The following is a 23,760-nucleotide window of genomic DNA, read 5'->3' on the forward strand; positions in this document are numbered from 1 at the left end:
ATGTCAAGCCTGCAATTTGAAGCCCACATAGACATCAGCCAAATAAGAAGAGAACTCGCCGAAATGGAAGCGCGCTTTCAAAGGACTACTCAATCAGCATCATCGAGTGGGCAAGAAATGGATGCCACATTTAAAAAGATTGGTGCAGCCATGGCCGGCTATTTCACATTGACGGCCGCCAAAGGATTCCTGGACCAGGTGATTGCCGTGCGGGGCGAATTTCAACAGCTCGACATCGCCCTGCAAACCATGCTTGGCAATAAGGAGCAAGCAGACAAGCTAATGGCTAATGTGGTTCAACTGGCCGCTAAAACGCCATTCTCACTCACCGAACTAGGGCAGGGTGCCAAACAGTTATTGGCGTTTAAAACACCAGCTGAGCAAATCCCCGATACGTTGCGCCGCATTGGTGATGTGGCCGCCGGGGTATCGGTGCCTGTTGGCGATTTGATATCGGCTTATGGCAAGGTATCGGCAAAAGGCAAGATGCAGGCTGAAGAGCTGAATCAGTTTGCCGAGCGCGGTGTTCCCATCATCAGCGAACTGGCGAAAGTGATTGGCACCACCGACGATGCCATTTATAAGATGGCCGAACAGGGCAAGATTGGCTTTGGCGAACTGCAACAGGCCATCGTGAACATGACCAACGAGGGCGGCCAGTTTGCCAACATGATGGAGAAACAGGCTGAATCGCTCACCGGGCAGCTGTCGAACCTTGGTGATGCTTGGGATAGGATGTTGAATGATGTCGGGACATCCAGTCAAGGCATGATTTCGGGTGGCATTTCAGGGTTAACATCGTTGGTTGAGAATTATGAAGTGGTTCTAAAAATTCTGGGGCTGATTATAACCGCCTATGGCACATACAAAGGTGCAATAGTAGCAGTTGCGATGGCTGAAAAGGCAAAACTGGTAGCTACACAAGTGCAAGAGTACATCAAGATGGCACGAGCTTTAGGTGTGGCCACAGCCAACCAAATTGCTTTTAATAGAGCAACATTAATCAATCCATATGTTGCAGTCGCAACCGCAATTACGGGATTGGTAGCAGCAATGATATTCCTCAATAAAACAACGAAGGAATCCATTGGTGTTAGTGCTGATTTTAAGCGAAACCTAGACGACGAACTAAAATCCGTTGAAGGCAACTTTAAAGCGCTCAAAGGAACCGCAGAAGGAACAGAAGCAAGACGCATCGCTATTGAGAATATCAACAGCAAGTATGGGGAATATTTAGGAAATCTTTTGACTGAAAAATCCTCGTTAGAAGATATCCAGAAAGCACAAGAAGCCGCGACGGTTGCCATTGCGAAAAACATGGCGCTTAAATCGCAGGAAAAGGAATTAACCAGCTATAAGGATGCTGTAAAAGAAGCAGAAGAATCATATTCAAAGTCGCTCAAAAAGATTTTCGATAAGACATCTGCGTCAAGTGCAGCAAAAGGGGCGGCATCTGCTGCCATAGATGCATATATTGAGGAGTTATCAAAGACAAACATTGGAGCAGGGGCGCGTTTCGATTTTGAATCAATATGGGGGAAATTAGGTCAAAATGGCATAAACATAGCAGGGTCAGATCGAGCCGTGATTGACCTGGGGTATGCTGTTACCGAAACAATCAATGCGCGGCAGTCAGAGCAAAAGGCTATGGAAGACCTGAATGCCACTTATGATGCCTATTTAAAAAAAATTGGCATCATTGACAAAACGGAACCCCCAAAGGTGGAAGACGGCAAAACGGGAGGTGAAGATAAGGACAATGCCTACGACGGCGACAAGTACCGCAAGACATTGGCCGAGCAAAAGAAAGCCTACGACGACTACGTGGAGGCGATGAAAAACGCCCGCCCCGAGGACGAAAAGGCACTTGAAAAATACTATGCCAACTTAAAGAAGCAGGGGGATGATTACAAAGCATACCTCAACAAACAGCTACAGGTACACAAAGGGAATGTAGATGCCACAGCCGCCATTTACCAGGCAGCCGCCAAAGGAGGCGTCATCCTCAATGGGAAGGAAGACTTTAAATCAATGTCCGGCAACACCGACACATCAAAAGTGAAGGTGACGGATATCAAGAGAAGCGCCGCTGTGCCGCTTGAGTTTAAGAAGCTCGCCGACTACTCAGAGAAAGCAAAGCTGAACGCAGAGAAGTTGCGGAAAGAAATGGGTATGCTGAGTAAGGCCGAAATTGGTGCCGGTCTCATCGAAGGCGCCAACGCAATGAGCGAGATGGCTCGCTATGCCGGTCAGATGGATGAAGAACTGGGGAAGGCCTTGCAATCGACCGCCGATATTGTGGGAAATGTGGGGAATGTGGTGGCAGGAATGGCAAGTGGAGATTACTTAGGGGCAGCCGTTGGAGCTGTAGGAGTGATGGCCACAGTGAGTTCACTGTTTGACGACTCAGCCGCCAAACAGGCCGAAGCTGCCCGACGAGCCGAGAACACACGACAACAATACGAGCTTCAAAACAGAGCGTTGGAATATCAGATTGAACTGATGAACACACTCTCGGGCACTGACAGGACGCAGGCGCAGGTAGACACACAGAATCTAATAGAAGAACAGATTGCCAACTTAGATGCAAAGGCAAAAGCAACACAGATTAAGTTTGGCGAACTAGGGCAATATCAAGTATCCGTCAAAGGAGCCGAAGACTTGATCAGATTAATGGAAGGACGAGGTAAGTACAATACGGAGGATCTGACGGGTAGTAACATGTTTGCCATTGGTATCAATCAGATTAAGAAGAATATTGACGAGTACAACTCTGTGGAGCAAATGGTCAACCATGGTCTCAATGTTAAGAATCTGGAAGACATACAAAATCTCATCGACGAATATACAGCCAAGAAAAAACAACTTGCCGAGTTCTACGAAGAAGCCTCCGGAACCACAACCGATGCCATCACCGATTCCATCGTTGAGGGATTCCGAAACGGCCAATCGGCAGCCGACAGCTTGGCCGAGCACACCAAGGACTCGATGAAGAACGCATTGATTGAATCGTTCAAAAACACATATGTCACGGCAGCGGCAGCCAATATAGTGACGAAGATAGGCGAAGCGATGACTGACGGGCTGGTAACACAGGACGAACAGGACGACATTAATGCAGCGACACAAACGGCAGCCGAAGCAGCTGAAAAGGGGATGAAAATCTACACCGATGCTTTCCGCAACATGTACGGAGAGGATTTATTCAGCTCCGACACCGACTCCACCGAAAGCGGCTTGGCCGGAGGCATCCGCAAGGAGATGACCGAGGAAACCGCTTCGCGATTGGCCGGGCTGTTCAACGTGATGAGCCTCGACACCCGCAGCATCCGCGACAACATGCAGCTAAACCTTGCCAACAACGTGCAGCAGTTGAATCAGATGATCGCCATAGAGCTCAACACGGGACGGACAGCCGTGGCGACAGAAGCGACGGTGGCAGCGCTCAACAATGCGATAACAGAATTGAGGTCGATTAAAACCAACACATCAAACAACCGGAGGGGCGAAGGATGATCACGATCAACACACATCCCCTCACCTACTGGGGGTTGAAACCGATACGGTGGGATGACACGCTAAGCGTGAAAGGCATCTTTGACATGCCAAAACGCAAAGGCGACACGGAGCGCAGTTGGGGCACGAGCATCGAAGCCTTTACCGATGCTGCCGACATCGTGTTTGACGGGCGAACCATCACCATCAGGGCACTGGCCACGGGGTCAATTAAAACCGTTGTGGATGCGTTTGCGAGTTACCTCAAGACAAATACGCTCACGCTTGGCACCGACTTTTCGAGCTTTAGCGTCATCCTGAAGGACGACATCAAGGTGACGAAAGTCAACGCCCAGGCGGCGACCGTGGAAGTGAATCTGTGGCAGGAAACGGTACTGTTTGGCACACCATCGGGCGCCACAGGGGGCACGGGCTGGAGGATTGACGGTTACAACTTCAAGGACTTTGGGTTGAGCGCCTTGAAATCATCTGATTATCTCGACACACCTAAGCGAATCGAGGTCAACACGACGGCTTTCTACACCATCACCACCTATCGAGAAGCACGAGAATTGACCATTGAATGCCTGTTGAGAGGCACCGCAAAAGCCGATTTCTGGAACAAGCTGCAAAAGCTTTACGGCTTACTGGCCGGTGCCGGCACAAGAACGGTGACATTCCCCGACTCTTCTATTTTTAAAGGATACGTGCGAGACGGGGTGAACTGCAAGCGGGTGAACATCATCAACGGGAAGGTGTTTGCCGAACTCACACTTAAATTCAGGGAGGTACAATGAACATCAACATATACAGAGCCGGCAGTGTGGTGACCACCCTCCCGGTGGCCGACAATGCCGAGTGCAAGCGCAACATGCAGGGGGTTGATGAAATCACCATGGAGGTGGTGCAAACCACAGGCAGTATGCCGGTGCAGATTGGGGACTACATCATCTTCGAGAATCGAAACTACTACCTCAACCAACCTGCCACACTTGAGAAACGCAGTGAGGTGGAGTATCAATTCAGGCTCGTGTTTGAAGCCAACATCTACACCCTGCTCAATAAGTTGTTTCAACAACCAGTGACGGGTCGTGGTGACTTTGCCCTTGTTGACGACCTGAACGGGTTTGTGGATGTGTTGCTGGAAAACATCAACGGCATTGACAGCGGGTGGACGAAGGGGAGCATCCCCACCACCGAGCGCAAATTGATGACCTTTGACGGCGAGACATGCCGGGCGGTAATGAATCGACTGGCCGATGATTTTGACGTGGAGTTTGTGGTCATCGGTAAGCAAATCGCCTTTTACGACATCTACGAAACCGCCACGTCGTTGGTATTCGAGCACGGCAAAGGGAAAGGGTTGTACCAGCTTACCCGCGAGAATGTGGACAGCGACAACACCGTGACACGTGGCTGGTTTTGGGGATCGACAAAGAACATCGACTACACCTACCGCAACGGTGAAACCCGCCTGATGTTTACCAACCCTGCCACAGGCACGAACCGCATTGACAACTTTGGGGAATTTGCCAAAGTGGTGGAGAAGCAGGTGATTTTTGAGGATGTGTGGCCGCACTTCACAGGTACGATCGCCACGGTGAGCAACAACACGACTACCCGCACCCACTCTTTTACCTGCCCGCAGATTGACTTTGACGTGGAACTTCAGTTGATGGAGGGGATCACAGGTAAGGTGTTCTTTAAGTCGGGCGATCTGCAATCGCAGGAATTTGAGATTAAGAGTTACGACCACGCCACTCGCACCATCACACTCATTACTTACACCGATGAGTTTGGCGGGGTGTGGCCGAATGCGAGCTTCATGCCCCGTGTGGGTGACCAGTTCACGTTTATCGACATCATGATGCCGTCGGCTTACGTGGCAGCGGCCGAAGCCGAACTGGCAGCCAAGGCAGCCGACTGGATGGCTTACTACTCGAAGCTGCGGGTGAAGTACCGCCTTGACCTCGACCCTCGATATTTGCGCAACAATGCCATCACGCTCAACCTGGGCGATGTGGTGCGCATAATTGACTCGGCGCTGGGCATCGACCGCCAGATTCGCATCACGTCAATTGAGAAGGACATTGCGAACCCCTACCGGGTGAAGTGCGAAATAAGCAACATCCTCGAAGAGCGCTGGGATAAGAAGATATCGAAGAAGGTGCAGGAAGCCATCAACACGGCCAAGTCGGCAACGGAGAAATCGTCGTCGATAGCCGGAAGTGCGGCGAGTGCGTTTTTCAGGCAATATTTTGAAATCAAGGGAACCGCAGGTGTCGAACGCATTGAACCGAAACTCACCTTCAGAGGACAACTCCATGCCCCCACATCCATTGCCTATCCCGGCATCGCCATCAGCAACGACAGCGGCACTGTGTTATCACGCCTTTACCGCAGTAACACCAACGGGGTGTGGTACATCGACGGTAATCAAATCATGACCGGTGCTAATATTCTCAATGCCCTATTAACCGGTTATGTGGTTGGCACCGATGTCGCAGTTGTGGCATCCGATACGATACTGGCAGCCATTCAAAAAATTCAAGGTCAGATTAATAACAGACCTAAGTACAATGAGAACGCAACTATAACTGGGGCATGGACATTCAATCAGTGTGTTACAATTCCTGTCAATGGGGGTAAGTTTCTCCAAGGCGGTGATGATGTAGGGTTATATGATGTCAATGTGCCCAACACCCTTGGGGTATATGGTGAACAGAATCAAACGGTTGGTGCTATCCAATTAGGTAGTCAAGGCGTTAGTATTATGGGGGATGCTGGTAATCTGTTGGTAGGTGGCGGTATCGGGATTGCAAAAACAAATAGTAATAGCCCCGTTGGAATCAGTCTATGGGATGGTTATAGCAACGTAAATGGAATTATAAATTATGGAATGTTCTTCGCAAACACCAATGTACTTGGTGGCCATGGCCACATTCCAACAGCGTCCGATAAACATGCAACCTATCTAACCATGAACAACGATGGCACGGCATGGGGTTGGATATTCGCCAATCGTGCTAACGGTCAGAACGTTGCATCACTCACAACCGATGGACGATTGGTGACAAAAAACACAATAACAGCAGGTGACGGGGCAAGTGGCGTTGTTTTGAATAATAGTGGTGGAATTGAAATATACCATGCATCAACCCCTTACATTGATTTCCATTACGGAAATAATGCAGGAGACTTCACCAGCCGTATAATTGAATCTGGTCTGGGGCAAATAGACTTCCTTCACAAGTCAAGATTTCAAAATAATCTATCAAGCATATCGTATTCAAGTGGTTTCGCTGGTATGGGTTGGCAGCTTGAATACGGCAATACTGCCCAAGCCACACTAACCGTTGATAATCTCTATGTGAGAGGTTCAATGAATGTATATGAATTGGTTGTAAATCAGGTTAGAGCAACGAACGGGTCACTATGGGTGAGTGATTCATGCAAGGCGATTTATGTAAAATCAGGTAGTTTCTACGATTTTACATTTGATGACGATGGAGGTCGTTCACCACGTCCGTTCAGAGAAGGTGATATTGTTCAATGTCAAGTTTTTGATGGGAAAAATGTAAAGAAATTGGTAGGTATCGTTAAAGACTTGAGTGGTTATGCTAATTCAGGCTTCGGCCTTCAAAAACCACTATTAGAAGGTGATAGTCAGTTAGTTGCTGGACAAGTCTATGATTTTGTCAGAATCTCATCTGTATCAGATACTAATAGACAAGGCGCATTATACTTGACAAGCTCAGACCAATCAGCACCATTTATGGATGTAATTGATGGTGACTATACAACAATTAACGCACCCAACAAGATAAGATATATTCGTGATTGGATGTGTGGTAATAGCATTGATGGCGGTAATCACTGGATAGAGATTCAAGCAATTGATTATAATGGAGTTAATCAAGCCTATCAAAAACCAGCATGGGGAAGTAATACACTAACTAATCCATCCAATTTAACCAATAACTCACTCAATTGGGAGGCTTGCGGTACACAATCACTTGGTGGTGATGAGTATGTTGTTGTTGATTTGCAAGTAGAATATGATATTGAAAAGGTTAAAGTATGGCATTATTACTATGACAATCGCACCTACCACCATACTAAAACAGAAGTATCCGCAGATGGCGTTAACTGGTACTGTATCCACAACTACATCATCCACGGTGAGTACGTTGAGACATATGACGGTCGTACATATGTACTTGGTAATAAGCGGACAAAGGCACGATTGGGACAACTCAGCGGGATTGTTGATGCTAATTATGGACAACTCAGCGGCTTTGGGTTATATGCCGAAAACGCATATTTAACGGGTGGTATTGTCGCCAAATATGGTCGAATAGCTAATTTCACAATCAAAGATGATTGGATGCTGGGTGGCGATGAATCATTTCTCAACAACATCTCTAATGGTCAAGGTGTTGCGATAGGGAAAGAATCATACAATGACTTTCCTGGGATGTATGCAGCGTGGAATAATGGTGCTGGTGTATATGGTAATGTGTCAATGGGAAAGATACTTAGACACGGTGTGGCGTGGGATAGTAAGATAGGTTTTAATTTCTTTCACAATAATCAAACACTGTTCGAGATATCAAAAAATACAAGTAGCGGTGAAATAATAGCACTGATCGCAGGGTTCAATTTCTCGGCAACCCGTCTATGGGCTGGTGCTGACTGGGGTGCTGGTGCCGGTCTTGGGTTGTATAATGAAGGCAATTATAAGATGTTTCACGCCTACAAGGACACGTCAAACTATGTCAGAATGGGTTATGGAATTGATGGTGATAGTGACTGGGGGTTGAATGGTGTGGTGAGTGGTAGTAGTGTGTTCAAGTTAGGATTAACCAATCAGATTGCAGGGTTCACGTTCACAAACAATAAGTTATCAAGTAATGTGTTCGAGATTACATCAAATACGGATAACTCATGGATTTCATTCTTTCAGAGTTCCGCAAAATATGAGAGTAGTAGTGGAATCAAGTTCTTCCGTGATGGAGAGCAGGTTGCAACAATAGCAACAGGTGGAGGGAATACAGGCCGAAAGTGGGTTCGGTTTGGGAATAATAATTCAGGAATCTCTGTTGATACCAGTGATTCTACATTGAAGAAACAAGTTGAATTGTATGGTGCTGTTAAAATTAACGGTGCTATGATGGTTGGATATGCTGACCCCACTATCACTACCACATCATATACATTGGGTGTGGATTACCTTAAATTCTCCATCATTGATGTTAAGTGCACAAATTATGATTCAAAAATATCCCTGCCACAAAGCGGAGACATATATGATTACTTTGGAACAGTAAGTTCGGGAAAGGGTACTATTATAACGCTTAGAAATCACCATGAATCAACATGTAACCCCTATTTCTATTGGTTTTATGACAATAATGGAACATGGATTAATTTTTCAAATGCTCAGCAAGTTGGTAAGGGGGATTCAATGACGTTCGTTTGGGACGGAAGTTATTGGTTATTAATTAATAGACAGCACTAATTATTAAGGGGGTGGTTAATTCCACCCCTTAAAAAAAAGACAATCATAATATGAATCAAACAAGCATCAACAATCTCTTCCGTGCTTTAGAAGCGAAGGAATCAGACGGTACCCCGACGATACAGGGGGACAACAAGGCAGAGGTGATTAGTAAATTGCTGGCCCGCCTGAGTGAATACACGCCCGCCGACGTACAAGATTCGTTGGGTTATCATGTGCGCGCACTGGGGTTGCACAACGAGCAAGGCAAAATCATCACGGGGAGTGAGCGAGAGCAGATGATCGCATCCCACGTGTCGGTGTTGACCTCCACGTGGAATAACACCGACATACAAGCGGCGGCCATCCTTGACTCGCTGACCCTGAACGACAGTTTTAACCCCGAAATCCGCACCATCGAGGGAACCAACAGAAAAACACTGAAAACCAAATTAATCGAATTGTTATGAGCAAAAAAAACACCACCATCGAATTGAGCGTGTTAGAACGCATTCAATTCCTACAATTGTTACCCGAACAAGGAAATTTCACCGACTTACTGCATGCCAAAAATTGCATGAAAAAAGTAGAAATTGGAAGCGAGGAAGCCGGCCGCCTGGCCATCCGCTCCGAAGGAGATAAAGTGCGATGGAACACGGAAGAGGAAAAACCTCTTACTGTATCACTCACCCCCGTAGAGCTCGAAGTGATCCGCAAACAAATCGACAAGCTCGACAAGGAGGAGCGCATCCATATCTCGATGTTTGATTTGATCGAAAAATTGACGGTATGAAACAACTCCTCTCCTTAACCCTCTTGCTCATCGTCGCCCTTATGCTGCTGTGCCTTTGCGGGTGCAGGAGCAAAAAGGAGATGAGCGGAGCATCCAGCACAGAAACAGATCATTCGTCGTCGAGCGAGACCGAACGCTCAACGACGGACGTCAACACTGGCAGCATCACACAGCATGCATCTGGCTCTGAAACCATCAATGAGACAACGACGAAGTTCCGAACCGAACGCGATGCAGAGGGGAATCCGGTTCCTGTCCCAACCGAAACAACCACGCGAACGACCACGCGAAATGCGGCATCCTCATCTCACGAAGAATTCGACAACCAATCAACATCAGCCGAAAAATCGTCATCAACTGAAAATTCCAAAGCCGCAAACACGAACCGATATGAATCATCAAAAGCGGTCAAATCATCGCCATTGATTCGGTGGTGGGTGTGGTTAATTGTCGGTGGCGTTTTCGGGATGATTGCATGGATTAAGTTGAAACCTCCTAATTGGTTGAGAACGGGTTTGAGTTTTTTTCGTAAGTTAGGGTCGTGAATTTGTGAGTAATGACAAGAGATAAAAAATCGACATCGTTTTACGATAGTTGCACGAGATCTTAAACAAACAACACAATAGATTGTATCATAATACAATACAAACCAAAAGCGACTGTTTCGTAAACAGCAGGCCGGGGGTTCGAGTCCCCCTATTGGCTCAAAAAAACAACAAACCCCGAATGTTATAAAAAACCTTCGGGGTTTGTTGTTTTTATCTTTTTTACCGATTCCATGAAGCCTGCTTCACCCAATCGACCACAAATTTGACATTCTCAAACGGGATGTCGGGCAACAAGCCGTGACCCAGATTAAAAATCCAATCGTGATGAATTCGGCCAAAGGCCAGATATTTTTCAAGTTCCTTTTCGATGACCGGTTGCGAAGCATAAAGCAGTCGAGGATCGAGGTTGCCCTGCAGTCCAATAGCCGGGTGTACCAACTGACGAGCTGTGGCAAGCGGCATGTGCCAGTCGATGCTCACAAAGTCAGTCATTTCGGGCGTAATGGCAGTAATGCCATAACCCAAATCCTTGGGCAAATAAATGGTCTTCACCCCTGCCCCACGCACAGCCTGCAAAATTCGCGCGGCACGCGGCAAAATCAGATCCACGTATAAATCCTGAGGAATGAGCCCGCCGTACGTCTCGAACAATTGAAACGCATCGACGCCATGCTTCACCTGATTGAGGGCATACTCAATGGACATATCAGTGAGGGCATCGAGGATGATTTCAGCCTGATGTCGCTCTTTGTACAAAAATTCGATGGCATGCTTAAACGTAATGTCCCGCACATTGTCGCGAAACATAAAGCAAAACACCGTGAGCGGCGCACCGCAAAACCCAATGAGCGGCGTGTTAGGGTTGCGCGTGGCCACAATGCGGTCGATGGCACGATACACATGCTCAAGCTTTGAAGCATCGGCCTTGAGCCCGGCCAGCGGATTTGCCGCCCGATGCAACGGCGTCCCAAACACAGGGCCGTGATCGGTAAAATCGAGTTGCATGCCCAAGGCCTGAGGTACCACCAAAATGTCAGAAAACAAAATGGCAGCATCCACACCCAAATCATCAATGGGCAACAGCGTAACGCGGGCAGCCAGGTCGGCATCTTCCAACAACCCGGCAAACGTATGATTGGCCTTAAGCTTTAAGTAGTTGGGCAACACCCGACCGGCCTGCCGCATGAACCACACGGGCGGCCGCATAGCCGACTGGCCGTTGAGCGTGGCGATAAAGGGATTTTGGAATGATGTCATATAAATATGATTGTATGGAGTATCAAGATGAAAGACGCAAGACAAAAAAAGGACACCAATCAACGATAATTAATTATTTCTTTCTTAAGTCTTGATACTTACATCTTGATACTTGTGTCTTTTCTCTACTTGATAACCTGACCATTTATCACATCAGCCGCATCCAGCGCATGATAAGTGATGATAATGTCGGCACCGGCACGCTTGATGGAGAGCAGAATTTCCATCATCACGCGTCGCTCGTCAATCCAGTCATTAGCCCCTGCGGCTTTCACCATCGAAAATTCACCGCTCACGTTGTAGGCAGCCACCGGCATTTTGAATTCGTTTTTCACCCGATAGATGATATCAAGATAACTCAACGCCGGCTTCACCATCACAATGTCAGCCCCTTCGGCAATGTCCTCAGCCACCTCGCGAATGGCTTCGTTGCTGTTGGCCGGGTTCATTTGGTACGTGCTGCGGTCGCCAAACTTGGGCGCACTCTCGGCAGCATCGCGAAAAGGGCCATAAAAACCAGAAGCGTACTTGGCGGCATACGACATCACCGGGATTTTCTCAAACCCGGCATCATCAAGTGCCTGCCTGATGCGTCCCACCCTGCCGTCCATCATGTCGCTGGGGGCAATCATGTCGGCACCGGCCTGGGCCAGCGACACCGACTGCGCAGCCAGGGTCTCGATGGTGAGGTCGTTGTGCACATCGCCATCCACAATGGTTCCGCAATGACCGTGCGAAGTATATTCACAGTTGCAAACGTCGGCAATGAGATAGATGTCGCTGATTTCGGCCTTGATGGCACGAATGGCGCGCTGCACAATGCCATTGTGCTCGCAGGCCACATGCCCATGCTCATCTTTGTGCTCGGGAATTCCAAACAGCAGAATGCTCTTCACTCCTTTAGCCACCGCACGTCGGCACTCTTCAACCAACACGTCCACCGACATCTGATAATTGCCCGGCATTGAACGAATGGGATTCTTTACGCCCGTACCCGGGCACACAAACAAGGGGTAAACAAGGTCATCGACACGCAGATGCGTCTCGGTCACCATGCCTCGCAAAATAGGATTGTAGCGCAAACGGCGCAAACGGGTTTGTGGATATGACATACGAATATTTAAAAGAACATCTAAAGCCCCCAAAGAGAGAGCTAAAGAGGAAATTTAACGTTTGATTCAAAAAAAAGCGTCTCGAATCAACCTACCTCACATTTAGCATCTTCTTCGATGACAAGACCGTGATTTGCTTCAATAACTCTTCGTAGGTTGAGGGATTGGTTGTCACCAACGGTTTAAAACCCAATTGATTTAAAGCAACAGTCGTGACCGGCCCAATGCTGACAGAAGGCAATGATGCAGAAAACAATCCCTCATAATTTTGAGCAAAACTCCTCACGGCCGATGCACTGGTAAAACACACCAGCGGAGGATTTGTTTGCTCCAAAGCCTGAATTGTGAAGGGATTGGATGATTTAACATCAATGGTTTGATAAATGTCCACACGCGAAAACTCACAAATCTGATGCAAGGCCTGGTGAAGCGTCGGCTCAGCCAACTGTCCCACAACGGCAGTCACCTTTTTGCCATGCACCAATTTATTGCGCAACAATTCATCACACATTTGATTGGCAGTTTGCCCCTGTGGCAACCAATTGGCACGGACGCCGGCATTTAATAATTCCTGAGCTGTTTTAGTACCAATACAAATAATGAAACGACCTTGCAGGCGATCGGCTCCACACTGTCCAATGAGTTCGGCAGCCCCTCGTTTACTGGTCAGAATCAACACTTCAGCATCATCAATCAGCTTAAAATCAGCAGACGAGAGCTGCATGGGGATGGTATCAATCATGGGATCTTCAATCACATTCAAACCCAGTTTAAATAAACCCTCCTTTAAAATAGAACCACTATCACTGGGATGGGTTAAAATAACTGTTTTGAATGGCTGAATTTTCATACGATTATGTTTTTATTTTTCTCAACGGATAACATTAACTCATCAACAATCATCCTCGTGTGTGAGAGTCAAAGATCTGCACAGCAAAAGGTTACAAATAACACAGCTCATGTATTTTCCTCTTTCGGAGGGATGCAATACAGTGCGGCACCAAGCAAGTAAAACTACTCAATATTTAGAAGATCATCACCACCTTGTTGTTTTATTCGTTGCGCCAAATCTCGCCCAAGCAATTCAGCCTCTTCAACGGAGCCTGTCACCAGGTCTCTCAACACGACCGAACCATCAATTGCTGCAACCATACCATATAGCGTGATGAGGTCATGATTCATCACTGCATGACTTCCAATCGGTACGTGGCAACCTCCCTGTAATTCATTAAGGAACGCACGTTCAGCCATAACCATCGACGCGGTAGCGGAACAGTGCAAGGGGGCAATCAATTGCATCACATCAAAAGCACCATCCAATAACTCGATAGCCACAGCCCCCTGTCCCGGAGCCGGCACAAAGCTGACAGGTTCCATGAGCATATGAATTTCATGGTCGTACCCCAGACGGATGAGCCCGGCACCGGCCATCATCATGGCATGGCAATAGCCATCGTGCATCTTACGCAAACGAGTGTCCACATTGCCGCGAATGTCCACCACCTGCACCTTGGGGTTGATGGCTTTGATTTGTGCCCGTCGTCGCAAACTGGATGTGGCAATGGTGTGCTCCTCGGTCATCTGCTCCAATGACAACCCCACACGCGACACCAAAGCATCGCGATACTCGCCCCGCGAGAGGATGGCGCCCACCCGGGTACCTTGTGGCATCACCGTGGGCAAATCCTTGAGACTGTGCACGGCCATGTGAATATGACCATCAAACAATTGATCCTCAAGCTCACGGGTAAACAAGCCTTTATCGCCGATTTTCGACAAAGCCACATCCAGCACCCGGTCGCCTTTGGTGCTGATGATTTTTAATTCGAAACACAGCTGCGGATGAGTCGTTTCAAGCAATGCCTTAACATGATTGGCTTGCCACAACGCCAATTTGCTGCCTCTGGTGCCGATGTATATGATTGAAGATGACATAACCTTGATAATAACGGGTGTAAACAAGAAGATATAAAAAAAACGACAGATTGCACTGCACCAAACGGGCAACGCAGGTGATCAAACCTGCTTTTCAAAATCGCGAAACATCTCCTCAAGCAGCTTCACTTTTTCGATGTCGCGACCGTCGCGGGTAATGTCGCGCATTTGCTTAATAAACAGACGGGTAAATTTACCGCTCAGGTAATCGCCATAATCTTTCACAGCCTCAGTGGCAAGAATCTCATTGCCCGGATGGGTATAATTGGATGCCAGATGATGATGCACACGCTTCAAAGCCCCCGAAAGCGACGTGATGGTTCCGCTCAATGCCCGAAAACCGAGCCAATCTTCAAAATCGAGCGCCTGTTGCTCAATGATGTAACCGGCCACTTCCAGTTCACCTTTCCGACGATCGAAATTGGTACGCACCTCATTTTCCAAATGGTCGAGGTCGACCAGGGTAACCCCGGGCAACTTGACCACATCGGGCTGTATGTTACGTGGCACGCACAAATCGATGAGTAACAACGGACGACCCTGGCGTTGCTGCAGGATGGGCTCCAGCAAGGCAGCCGTGAGCAACGGCTCGCGTGATCCGGTGGTGTAAATGGCCACATCCACCTGTGCTAAATATTCATTCAACCGATTGAAATCAACGGCCGCAGCTCCTGTTCGCATCGCCAGAGTCTCGGCCTTGGCAAGGGTGCGATTGGAGATATAAAGCTGCTTGCATTTTTTCTTTTTCAGGTTCAAAGCCACCACAGTACCGGTTTCTCCGGCCCCTACGGTCAGAGCCCTGGCGCTTTTAAAACACCCCAGCTTTTGACCAACCAAGGCCACGGCAGCCGAACTCACCGACACAAAGCCGCGGTTGATGACGGTTTGGGTACGCACTTTCTTGCTGGTTTCGAAGGCCTTTTGAATCAAACGAGAAAGCACCGGCCCCATGATGCCGTCGTTATGCATCTGAGCAAAGGCCAGCTTAATTTGTGAAGCAATTTGATATTCACCCAAAATCATGGAATCGAGCCCCGTGGCAACCATAAAAAGGTGCCGAATGACCTCACCATCTTCTTTCAAATAAAGATGAGAAGCCAAATGAGATGCCTGATAATATTGAAGAAACAAATCACGAACGGTCAGCAAAATACGCTCATCCGTCCCCTCGGCCATGGCTTTTTCGACATAAAGCTCGGTGCGGTTGCAGGTGCTCAACACAAAAATCCCATCGAGCGGGCAACGGCTGTTGATGTACTGATACAAATGGGGTGCGGTGTCGGGATTGATAAAGAATTGCTCCCTTATCTCGACCAATGCTGTATGATGACTAATCCCTATTAAACCTATCATTACGGATAATCTATGGCGCAACCGCTGTGTGAATTGAACTGCAAAAATAGCCATTCAGAATGGAATTGGCACGTATTTTAGTTTTAAATAAGGATAAAATTCCTCATTCAGAAGAGGGATTGGGGTTTATAGTTTCATGCTTAAAGATTAGATTTGGGAGTTTCAATTATATAACCATGGGAGTGACAAAATGTTTAATCCTCTCAAAAAACAGAGTTTTAACATTGACGATTGAAGATAATAAAACAGACACTAATCTAACAAAAAAGGAATAGAGACAACATATTAGACAAAGAGAGTGTAAAAAAAGACAAATTCACCACCCCATGGCCTTGAGCCACTCCCGGGCAATGAGTTCGTGCCCTGCCGGCATGGGATGAATGCCATCCCAAATCCAATTGGCCACAGGCGCCTTCTTCAATGCCTCATCAAAAGGGTGTTGCAAAGGCACAAACACAGCGCCATATTCATTGGCCAACGCACGCACCACCATGCGGCGCGATTTCGTTTCACGCTGCCACACCTCGGGATTGGCATCCACACGGCTGCCGGGCAATAAAAAGGGCTCACACATGACGATGCATGCCTGTGGCAGCGCCGCCCGGGTGCTGTCGAGAACCGCCCGGTAGGTGGCCTCAAACTCATCGATGGATTGTGAAAGATAACCATTGGCAATGCCATGCACATCGTTGATGCCCACCAGAATGCTCACCACATCGGGCTTCAGGTCGATGCAGTCGGTTTGCCACCGCGCGGCCAGGTCGGCAATGGTGTTGCCGCTGATGCCACGGTTATAAAACATGGCAAAGCGCCCGGGCTGCTCAAACCATAGTCGGGCGGCCAGCATTTGCGCGTAGCCGTGACCCATCACATGATTCCAGTCATTATCGCGCGTGCGGTTGCCGTCGGTGATGCTGTCGCCGATGAACAATACGGTGAGCGGCGATGAAGATGACTGCTTGGTCTGTTTTTTTGATGAACGCGATTGTGCCGATACAGGCATCATCAATAAAGCACTTAACAACAGAGCAATCATGCGCTTCCAAAAGGGAAAGATGGAATTCATAGCTGTTTGCATGGGGTATAATTGGAATTTTGGTGTCCCGAAAATAGTCATAAATCAACAAACAGCATCCACATCAAAAAAAAGCTCCACTTCCCCACCCAACTTAACAAATACCATTACTTTTGAAAATCATTCATACAACATTGTTATCCAAACCAAATGCAACAACCACTTTTTACTCTGATTCACAAAAGGCGTCACCATTGGCTGGCCACAGTGATGCTGGTGTGCAGTATGGCCTTGAGCCGGGCTCAGGAAATCCTGCCCCAAACCGTTGGCTCATGGCCGGGCCTGCAATCGTTCGCCATTAGCGAAGACGAACAGACGCTGCTGCTCATCATCCGCGAAGGCGGCAACCACAAATTCGTCGAAACGCGCCAAACACCCAACGGATGGAGCACCCCCACCCCCATCGAAACACTCAACCAGGCGACCGGTGGCAGCCCCACCGTTGGGGGACTCAAACTGAGTTACAACGGCGAACGTCTGCTTTTTCACGCTGCATTGCCCGACAGCAAAGGCGGCACCGACCTGTACCTGTGCGAAAAACAAAATGGCCATTGGGGATCCCCCATTAACCTGGGCGCCCCCGTCAACACAGCAGCCGATGAGCAGTACGGTTGCATGAGTGCGGGGCTCAATCGCCTCTTTTTCGCCAGAGGCGTCGCGAGCAGCACCTTCAAAAAACCCAACGACACCCCCGACTGCCAAACCCTAATGGTGGCCGTGCGCGACACAAAAAACCAATGGAGCACCCCCACGCAGCTCCTCGACATGATTAACCGCGGTTGTGCCCAAAGCCCCTCCCTGGCAATTGACGGGCAAACGCTCTTATTTGCAGCCATCGACCCCGACAACGACAAAACCGGCTTCGACATCTGGTTTACCAAAGAAATTATGGAAGATGTGTGGTATCTGCCCACCGTGGTGACCGAAACCACCTCAAAAGAGACCGACTTTGCCCCCCAAACGGCCGGTAAGCAGCTCTATTTCATCCGACAGGTCATCAAGAAAAAAGAGGCCATCAACACCCTCATGAAAGTGGCTCTGCCCACGGCCGCTCTCCCCTCGCCCATCCGACCCATCAAAGGAAACATCACAGCATTGCCAGGGCACACACCTCAGGAAGCCACCCTCAGCGTGTTCAACCCCACCACACTGGAAGCGCTGGGAACCTACCACAGCAACGCGAGCACAGGCACGTTTGAACTGCCGCTACTCAGCGGGCGCAACTATCTGGTAGAGGTTCGTCAGCCCGGCTTTTCGTTCGCCTCATTCACGATCGACCTGCGCGACACATCAGCCAACACCGCCCCCCGCCACATTGAACTGTTCAAACAAATAGAGTTGGAATTATCGGTCTTCGACAACGAGATATTCCGGCCACTGAAAGCCGATGTGACGATTGCCGATGCGGCACTACCATCGCAAACCATTGCCCCGCAGACTCGCCAGGAGGGGCGTTACGCCTTTACGCTGCCATTGGGACGCGAATACGTGGTGGCGGCGCAATGTCCGGGATTCGAAAGCAACTCATTTCGCTTCAACCTTACGGGCGATGTGGTGTTTGAAGAATTCAAACGCAACATGCCCCTGGTGCCGCTCAAACATCCCTTTGAAGTGTTTATTTGCGATGCACAAACACGTCAACCCGTGCCGGCCGACCTAAAAATACAGAATCTGAGCCGCGAAGAATCGTTTCGTATTCCGGCAGCCGAGGTCATCGATGGCCGCATTCAACTGCATCTTCGACACAACGACCGATACGAATTTACGGTGCAGGGCGTGCAAGGCTACTCGTTCTTTAACCGCGTGGTCGATTTGAGTCGCGAAAACATCTTTAACCTCACCGCCGAACTCATTTCACTGAGGGAAGAAGCGGCCATTCGCCTCAACAACATCCTCTTTGGCACCAACTCATCGGTGCTCGCGGCCGAGTCGTTTCCGGAACTCGACCGGGTGATACAACTCCTGCGCGACAACCCCGGCATGAAAATCGAAATTGCGGCTCACACCGACAACGTGGGCAACGCGGCCTTTAACATACTGCTGAGCGACCGCCGCGCGCAATCGGTGGTGAGCTACCTCACCGACAACGGCATTGCCCCCGACCGACTCATTGCCAAAGGTTACGGACTGTCGGTTCCGTTGGTGCCCAACACCAGCGATGCCAACCGCGCCCAAAACCGTCGCGTCGAATTTAAAATCATTGGCCTTAACCATTAATCGACATTATCTATGAATATTCGATTTTTAAAGATGCACACGTGCTCCGCCATCGCCATTATCAGCCTGATGATCGCCCATGGTTGGATGGGAACAACATCGGCACAAATCACCAAATACGACGAAACCCTGCAATCGATGGCCAATGCCTCGCCCAAGCAGCGTTATTATCGTTTTTTTCAGTTGCAAAAACAGGACAACCAGTTTGCCAACACATACATTCATCTGGCCGATGCCTGTGAAAGAATTGCCGTCAGCCTTGACCCGCTGCGCCAATACGACCGCATCAACCATTGGATGGGCAACGCCAAGGTGTATTATCAGGTATTTCCCATTTATTTGAACGATAACGAAGTACGTAAAACAGAGGAATATTATGCACGCTTTGGCATCACCCCGTCGGAAAAACGGCTCAACAACCCCGATGTGCTGACCTACGTGAACAAACATGCCACGTTTTGCAATCACTTTCAGGATTCTCTCAAAATGGTGTTCAACACACTGGAACAATCCAAAGAGCATTACAACCGGGCGCTGGCCATCTTCACCAACCTGTGCAGCCGTTACGAAAATCTCAACGAAGCGCTGCTACAAACCACCCCCGCGCTTCTACAAAGCTTAGATGAGATGGACAAGGAATTCAACCAGTCCACGACCTTGTTTACAGCCTATCAACAGCTGATTGCCAAATTTCCCATTGGCAACTACAAACAGCAATACACCCTTCGCCCCATCGAAACGTTCAGGCTGGATGGCCTTACCGCCAGCGATTTCCTATCCAACCAGTTCACCCTGTGGAATTACACCGACTGGACGACCCGGTTTCGCGAAGTGTACCAAACAGACATTGAACCGCTGCGCGACGAAATAGTGGCGCTGCATCGCATGTTCGATGCCAACCGGCGCCAAATTGCGCCACGCGACACCATTGACGAATCGACCCGACTGAGCCGCGCCGACGACCTGTTCTTTTTCAGGTTGGGCAAGTACGACCAGAACTCGCTGGTGCGCGAACTCTTTCGTTATGAAAATGCCTTGCAGGAAATGCTCCTGCTGGCCAAATCGCCCCTCAATCAGATTACCGACAGCACTCTAGCCGTATATAACCGCAAGATGCGTTACACCTACCGTTTGGCGATGCAAACAGGAAAGACCCGGCAACGCCTCAACGACCTGCAACAAAACATCACCCCCGAACGCATTCGACGGTTTAATGACTTTTTCAATTCGGAATTGAATGGCGAAGCGGGAGTTAAACAATATTGCATTGAACAAACGGCGCAACTATCGCAAACCTTCGACCAGGCGTTGCTGCAATTGAACCGTTATCTGCTGAGCGAAGAAACCACCCGCTCCCTCACCCCTGCCACAGGCTCAAAAGCCGGAACACTGGCCATGACCATCGGTGGCACCAACAAAGCAGGCAGCCATGAAACCTCGCAAGCAGCCATCCATCAGGGACAGGTGCGCTACCTTTCGGGGCAAAGCAACGGCGGGGGCAAACGCACTGCCTTTGTGGCGCGCGTGGGCATCACCGGAAAGGTGGAATGGTTGAAAGAATACGAAATGAAAAACGTGGCCGACAACCGTTGCCCTGCGCTCACTGCCTTCGACGAAGGGTGCATGGCCTTGATTACCGGGAGCAACGGGACCCAACGCACCAACCAGTTGGTGCGTCTCTCCAACGCCGGCAAAGAAATCTACCGTCAAAACCTTCCCGTCACCGCCACGCCGGAATTCATCACCTACGACGACATCAACAAACTCAGCCTGATGGCCTTTAACGATGCCACCGAAACCATCACCCTTTGCCAGGCCGACTCGATGGGCAACACCCTTTGGCAGACGCCACTTCCGGTCACCGGAAAAGTGGTGAGCGTGATCAAGCCCGACTCGATGTACGTGGCATTTATCAACTTCAGCAAGCAACAACTCACCACGGCCGCATCCACCTCATTGGGACTGCTGGCAGTCACCATCGACCCGTCCGGTAAAGTAATCAAGGCAACACCCCTCACCAGTTCATCACCATTGGTATTTGAACGGGTATTCCCCATCTCGGGCAGTGAAATCAGCCTCCTGGGCTATCGGGGAACCCCATCGCAACGCATCCCCGCCTACCTGGTGATGAAACCCGATGGTGAGGTGGTATTTAAAAACTTTGACTAAAGATTCAATGTCGTTTGGTTAATGTTATTCAAGCGCAAGACAAGAAGACAATTAGACATCAGACAGAAAAGAGTTATGAAACCACACGACCTCGTCTGAAAAACTGCGTCAACTCACCATCTTTCCCTTCGTATTAAAGCGCTTCTTCTCATCACGAAACAACATTGATCTAAAATTCTGAATTCATTACACGTGACGTCTCAATTCCACACCATTTATGAAAAAAAAATTCCTCACCTTCTCAGCCATCCTTTGGCTTACCGCCACACTTGCGGCACAAACTCACAGCAACACCTTCGAAATTCGTGAGCCCGACTACCAACGGAGTCCCTTGTCGGGGATGACACGGCAGCACTGGATGGATGCCGCCCATTACGTGCTCGAGGGAGCCTTTTCGTACATCCACACCATGGATGATGCCATGAAGTTCCCCAAGCAGCACGCCATCACATACCCCCATCGCGACAACCAGGTGCCCACCGAGAAACTCGAGGGACTGTGCCGCACCCTCTTCGTGGCCGTGCCGTTACTCAAAGAGAATCCCGACTTGACGCTCAACGGCATTCGCGTGGCCGATTACTACCGCCACCAAATAGGGCTACTCATCGACACGGCCAGCCAATCGTTCATCACCCCGCGCGCCCCCTCGGGCGGCCCCAACCAAAACCTGGTGGAGTTTGGCGCCCTGGCCATCTCGCTCATGAGCGCCCCCGAAGTGCTGTGGCATCCCCTGGCCGCCGACCAAAAAGAGGCGCTCGCCCGCGTGATGCTCAGTTATGGCGATGGCCCCACCGTGCCTTCCAACTGGAAGTTCTTCAACATCTTTATCATGAGCTTCTTTAAGAGCCAGGGCTATGCCATCAACGAAACACTGCTCACCGAATACCTCGACAAGTCGCTGGCCGACTACCGTGGTCAGGGCTGGTACAACGACAACCCGGCTTACGACTACTACAGCATGTGGGCCTACCAAATGTATGGCATGACCTGGGCGCATTTGTTCGGCAAGCAACACTACCCCCAATATGCCGAACGCTTAGTGGCCAACTTCAACGACTTGCAGGGCAACTACCCCTACCTGTTCGACCGTCAGGGACGCATGATCATGTGGGGGCGCAGCATCAGTTATCGCTTTGGCGCCATCGTGCCCTTCCCGCTCATGGGATTCGAGAACCGACCCGAAATCAACTACGGCTGGATGCGTCGCATCGCCACGGGAACCCTGTTGCAGTTTTTACAGCACCCCGATTTTATGCAAGAAGGGGTGCCCACGCTGGGATTTTACGGTCCCTTTGAGCCCGCCGTGCAGATGTACAGTTGCCGAGGAAGCGTGTACTGGGGTGGCAAGGCCTTTTTAGGATTGTTGGTTCCGGCCGACAGCCCCTTTTGGACATCTACCGAAAACAATGGCGCCTGGGACGATGAACTCAAGCCCGGCAACGTGTACAACCACTTTCAGCAAGCCAGCAACATTCTTATCACCAACTACCCCAATTTGGGCGCTTCGGAAGTGCGGGCGTGGTGTCACGAACGGGTAGCCAAAGACTGGCAGAAATTCCGCTCGACCGAGAACTACAACCGTCTGGCATACAACAGTGCCTTTCCCTGGCAGGCCGACGGCGCCAATGGCGAAGTGGCCATGAACTACCGTGTAAAAAACGATGCCGGACAGTGGGAAGCCCTGCGCCTGTTTACCTTCACCGGTTTCAACAACGGCGTTTACACCCGCCGGGCTGTGCTCGAAACCAACGAGAAAGTCTCCTTTAACCTGGCCGATGTGCCCTTGCCCAATGGCATTTTGCGCGTGGATCAATACACGGGTACTGTTCCCGCAGAGTTTCGCCTGGGGCACTACGCTTTGCCCAAACTCGACAAACCCATTACCCGCGAGACCCGAAAAATTAAAGGCACTTCGGTAAGCATCATCAACAATGGGCAATACCAACTGGCACTGGTGCTCGTGAGCGGATGGAGCGACGCACTCACGGCCGACGCCACCGGCCTGCACCCGCAAAGCAACCACAGCACTGTGCAGATGGTCACCGACCGTTGCAACGCCGATGCCGCATTGCCCAAAACTTACGTCACCCTCATGCTTTGGAAAGATGCCAACCAATCGTTTTCCAAGGATGAGTTGATGCCCGTGCGCCACATTCAACACGATGCGAACACAAAACTGGTCGTCATCACCCTGAAAAATAAACAGGTGGTGAAGGTGGCTTACTAATATCCCCCAAACCCCTCAAGGCTTTAAAAACCTTGAGGGGTTAAAAAATCCCACCATTGCAATCCAATCAAATTTCAAT

15 protein-coding genes are annotated in these 23,760 nt (G+C 49.5%); 9 read left to right on the top strand and 6 right to left on the bottom strand.

Annotation, left to right across the window (positions count from 1 at the left end):
• Genes LX69_RS05635 through LX69_RS05660 form a run of 6 tightly spaced genes read left to right on the top strand, consistent with a single transcriptional unit; the run spans position 1 to position 10,333 of the window.
• Entirely contained in the window at positions 1-3,516 is a 3,516-nt protein-coding gene (locus LX69_RS05635) for a tape measure protein (RefSeq protein WP_111444854.1), read from the top strand.
• Complete coding sequence (locus LX69_RS05640; protein WP_111444855.1) at positions 3,513-4,292, top strand: hypothetical protein; 780 nt, start codon at positions 3,513-3,515, stop codon at positions 4,290-4,292. The genes LX69_RS05635 and LX69_RS05640 overlap by 4 nt, the downstream gene beginning before the upstream one ends.
• Entirely contained in the window at positions 4,289-9,016 is a 4,728-nt protein-coding gene (locus LX69_RS05645) for a hypothetical protein (protein ID WP_111444856.1), read from the top strand. Before LX69_RS05640 ends, LX69_RS05645 begins: the two co-directional genes overlap by 4 nt.
• A gap of 50 nt (positions 9,017-9,066) precedes the next feature.
• On the top strand, positions 9,067-9,465 hold the full coding sequence (locus LX69_RS05650; RefSeq protein WP_111444857.1) for a hypothetical protein: 399 nt from the start codon (positions 9,067-9,069) through the stop codon (positions 9,463-9,465).
• Positions 9,462-9,788, top strand: coding sequence for a hypothetical protein (locus LX69_RS05655; RefSeq protein WP_111444858.1), 327 nt, complete (start codon positions 9,462-9,464; stop codon positions 9,786-9,788). The genes LX69_RS05650 and LX69_RS05655 overlap by 4 nt, the downstream gene beginning before the upstream one ends.
• Positions 9,785-10,333, top strand: a complete 549-nt coding sequence (locus LX69_RS05660) for a hypothetical protein (RefSeq protein WP_111444859.1) — start codon at positions 9,785-9,787, stop codon at positions 10,331-10,333. The genes LX69_RS05655 and LX69_RS05660 overlap by 4 nt, the downstream gene beginning before the upstream one ends.
• Before the next feature lie 222 nt (positions 10,334-10,555).
• Here LX69_RS05660 and hemE read toward each other — a convergent pair whose 3' ends face one another.
• The 6 genes from hemE to LX69_RS05695 form a co-directional block, all read right to left on the bottom strand.
• A complete protein-coding gene (gene hemE, locus LX69_RS05665) occupies positions 10,556-11,593 on the bottom strand; it encodes a uroporphyrinogen decarboxylase (RefSeq protein ID WP_111444860.1) in 1,038 nt (345 codons plus the stop codon).
• A 125-nt stretch (positions 11,594-11,718) separates the two neighbouring features.
• Positions 11,719-12,705 (bottom strand): porphobilinogen synthase, encoded by a 987-nt coding sequence (gene hemB / locus LX69_RS05670; RefSeq protein ID WP_111444861.1) that lies wholly within the window; start codon positions 12,703-12,705, stop codon positions 11,719-11,721.
• A 91-nt stretch (positions 12,706-12,796) separates the two neighbouring features.
• A complete protein-coding gene (locus LX69_RS05675) occupies positions 12,797-13,555 on the bottom strand; it encodes a uroporphyrinogen-III synthase (protein ID WP_111444862.1) in 759 nt (252 codons plus the stop codon).
• A 164-nt stretch (positions 13,556-13,719) separates the two neighbouring features.
• Positions 13,720-14,640, bottom strand: coding sequence for a hydroxymethylbilane synthase (gene hemC, locus LX69_RS05680; protein ID WP_111444863.1), 921 nt, complete (start codon positions 14,638-14,640; stop codon positions 13,720-13,722).
• An 81-nt stretch (positions 14,641-14,721) separates the two neighbouring features.
• Complete coding sequence (gene hemA / locus LX69_RS05685; protein ID WP_170124253.1) at positions 14,722-15,993, bottom strand: glutamyl-tRNA reductase; 1,272 nt, start codon at positions 15,991-15,993, stop codon at positions 14,722-14,724.
• Between the two features lie 316 nt (positions 15,994-16,309).
• Complete coding sequence (locus tag LX69_RS05695) at positions 16,310-17,071, bottom strand: SGNH/GDSL hydrolase family protein (protein WP_221621286.1); 762 nt, start codon at positions 17,069-17,071, stop codon at positions 16,310-16,312.
• Positions 17,072-17,218: 147 nt separating this feature from the next.
• On the opposite strand from LX69_RS05695, the gene LX69_RS05700 reads away from it, so the two are divergent.
• The 3 genes from LX69_RS05700 to LX69_RS05710 all read left to right on the top strand — a co-directional run bounded on the left by LX69_RS05700 (position 17,219) and on the right by LX69_RS05710 (position 23,681).
• The gene (locus LX69_RS05700) at positions 17,219-19,285 is read left to right on the top strand and encodes an OmpA family protein (RefSeq protein WP_111444866.1); all 2,067 of its coding nucleotides are present in this window, start codon (positions 17,219-17,221) and stop codon (positions 19,283-19,285) included.
• A gap of 12 nt (positions 19,286-19,297) precedes the next feature.
• A complete protein-coding gene (locus LX69_RS05705; protein WP_146260649.1) occupies positions 19,298-21,454 on the top strand; it encodes a hypothetical protein in 2,157 nt (718 codons plus the stop codon).
• Positions 21,455-21,671: 217 nt separating this feature from the next.
• Positions 21,672-23,681, top strand: coding sequence for a DUF2264 domain-containing protein (locus LX69_RS05710; RefSeq protein ID WP_111444868.1), 2,010 nt, complete (start codon positions 21,672-21,674; stop codon positions 23,679-23,681).
• Positions 23,682-23,760 lie beyond the last annotated feature (79 nt).

The organism is Breznakibacter xylanolyticus, assembly GCF_003254275.1.
GTDB lineage: Bacteria > Bacteroidota > Bacteroidia > Bacteroidales > Marinilabiliaceae > Breznakibacter > Breznakibacter xylanolyticus.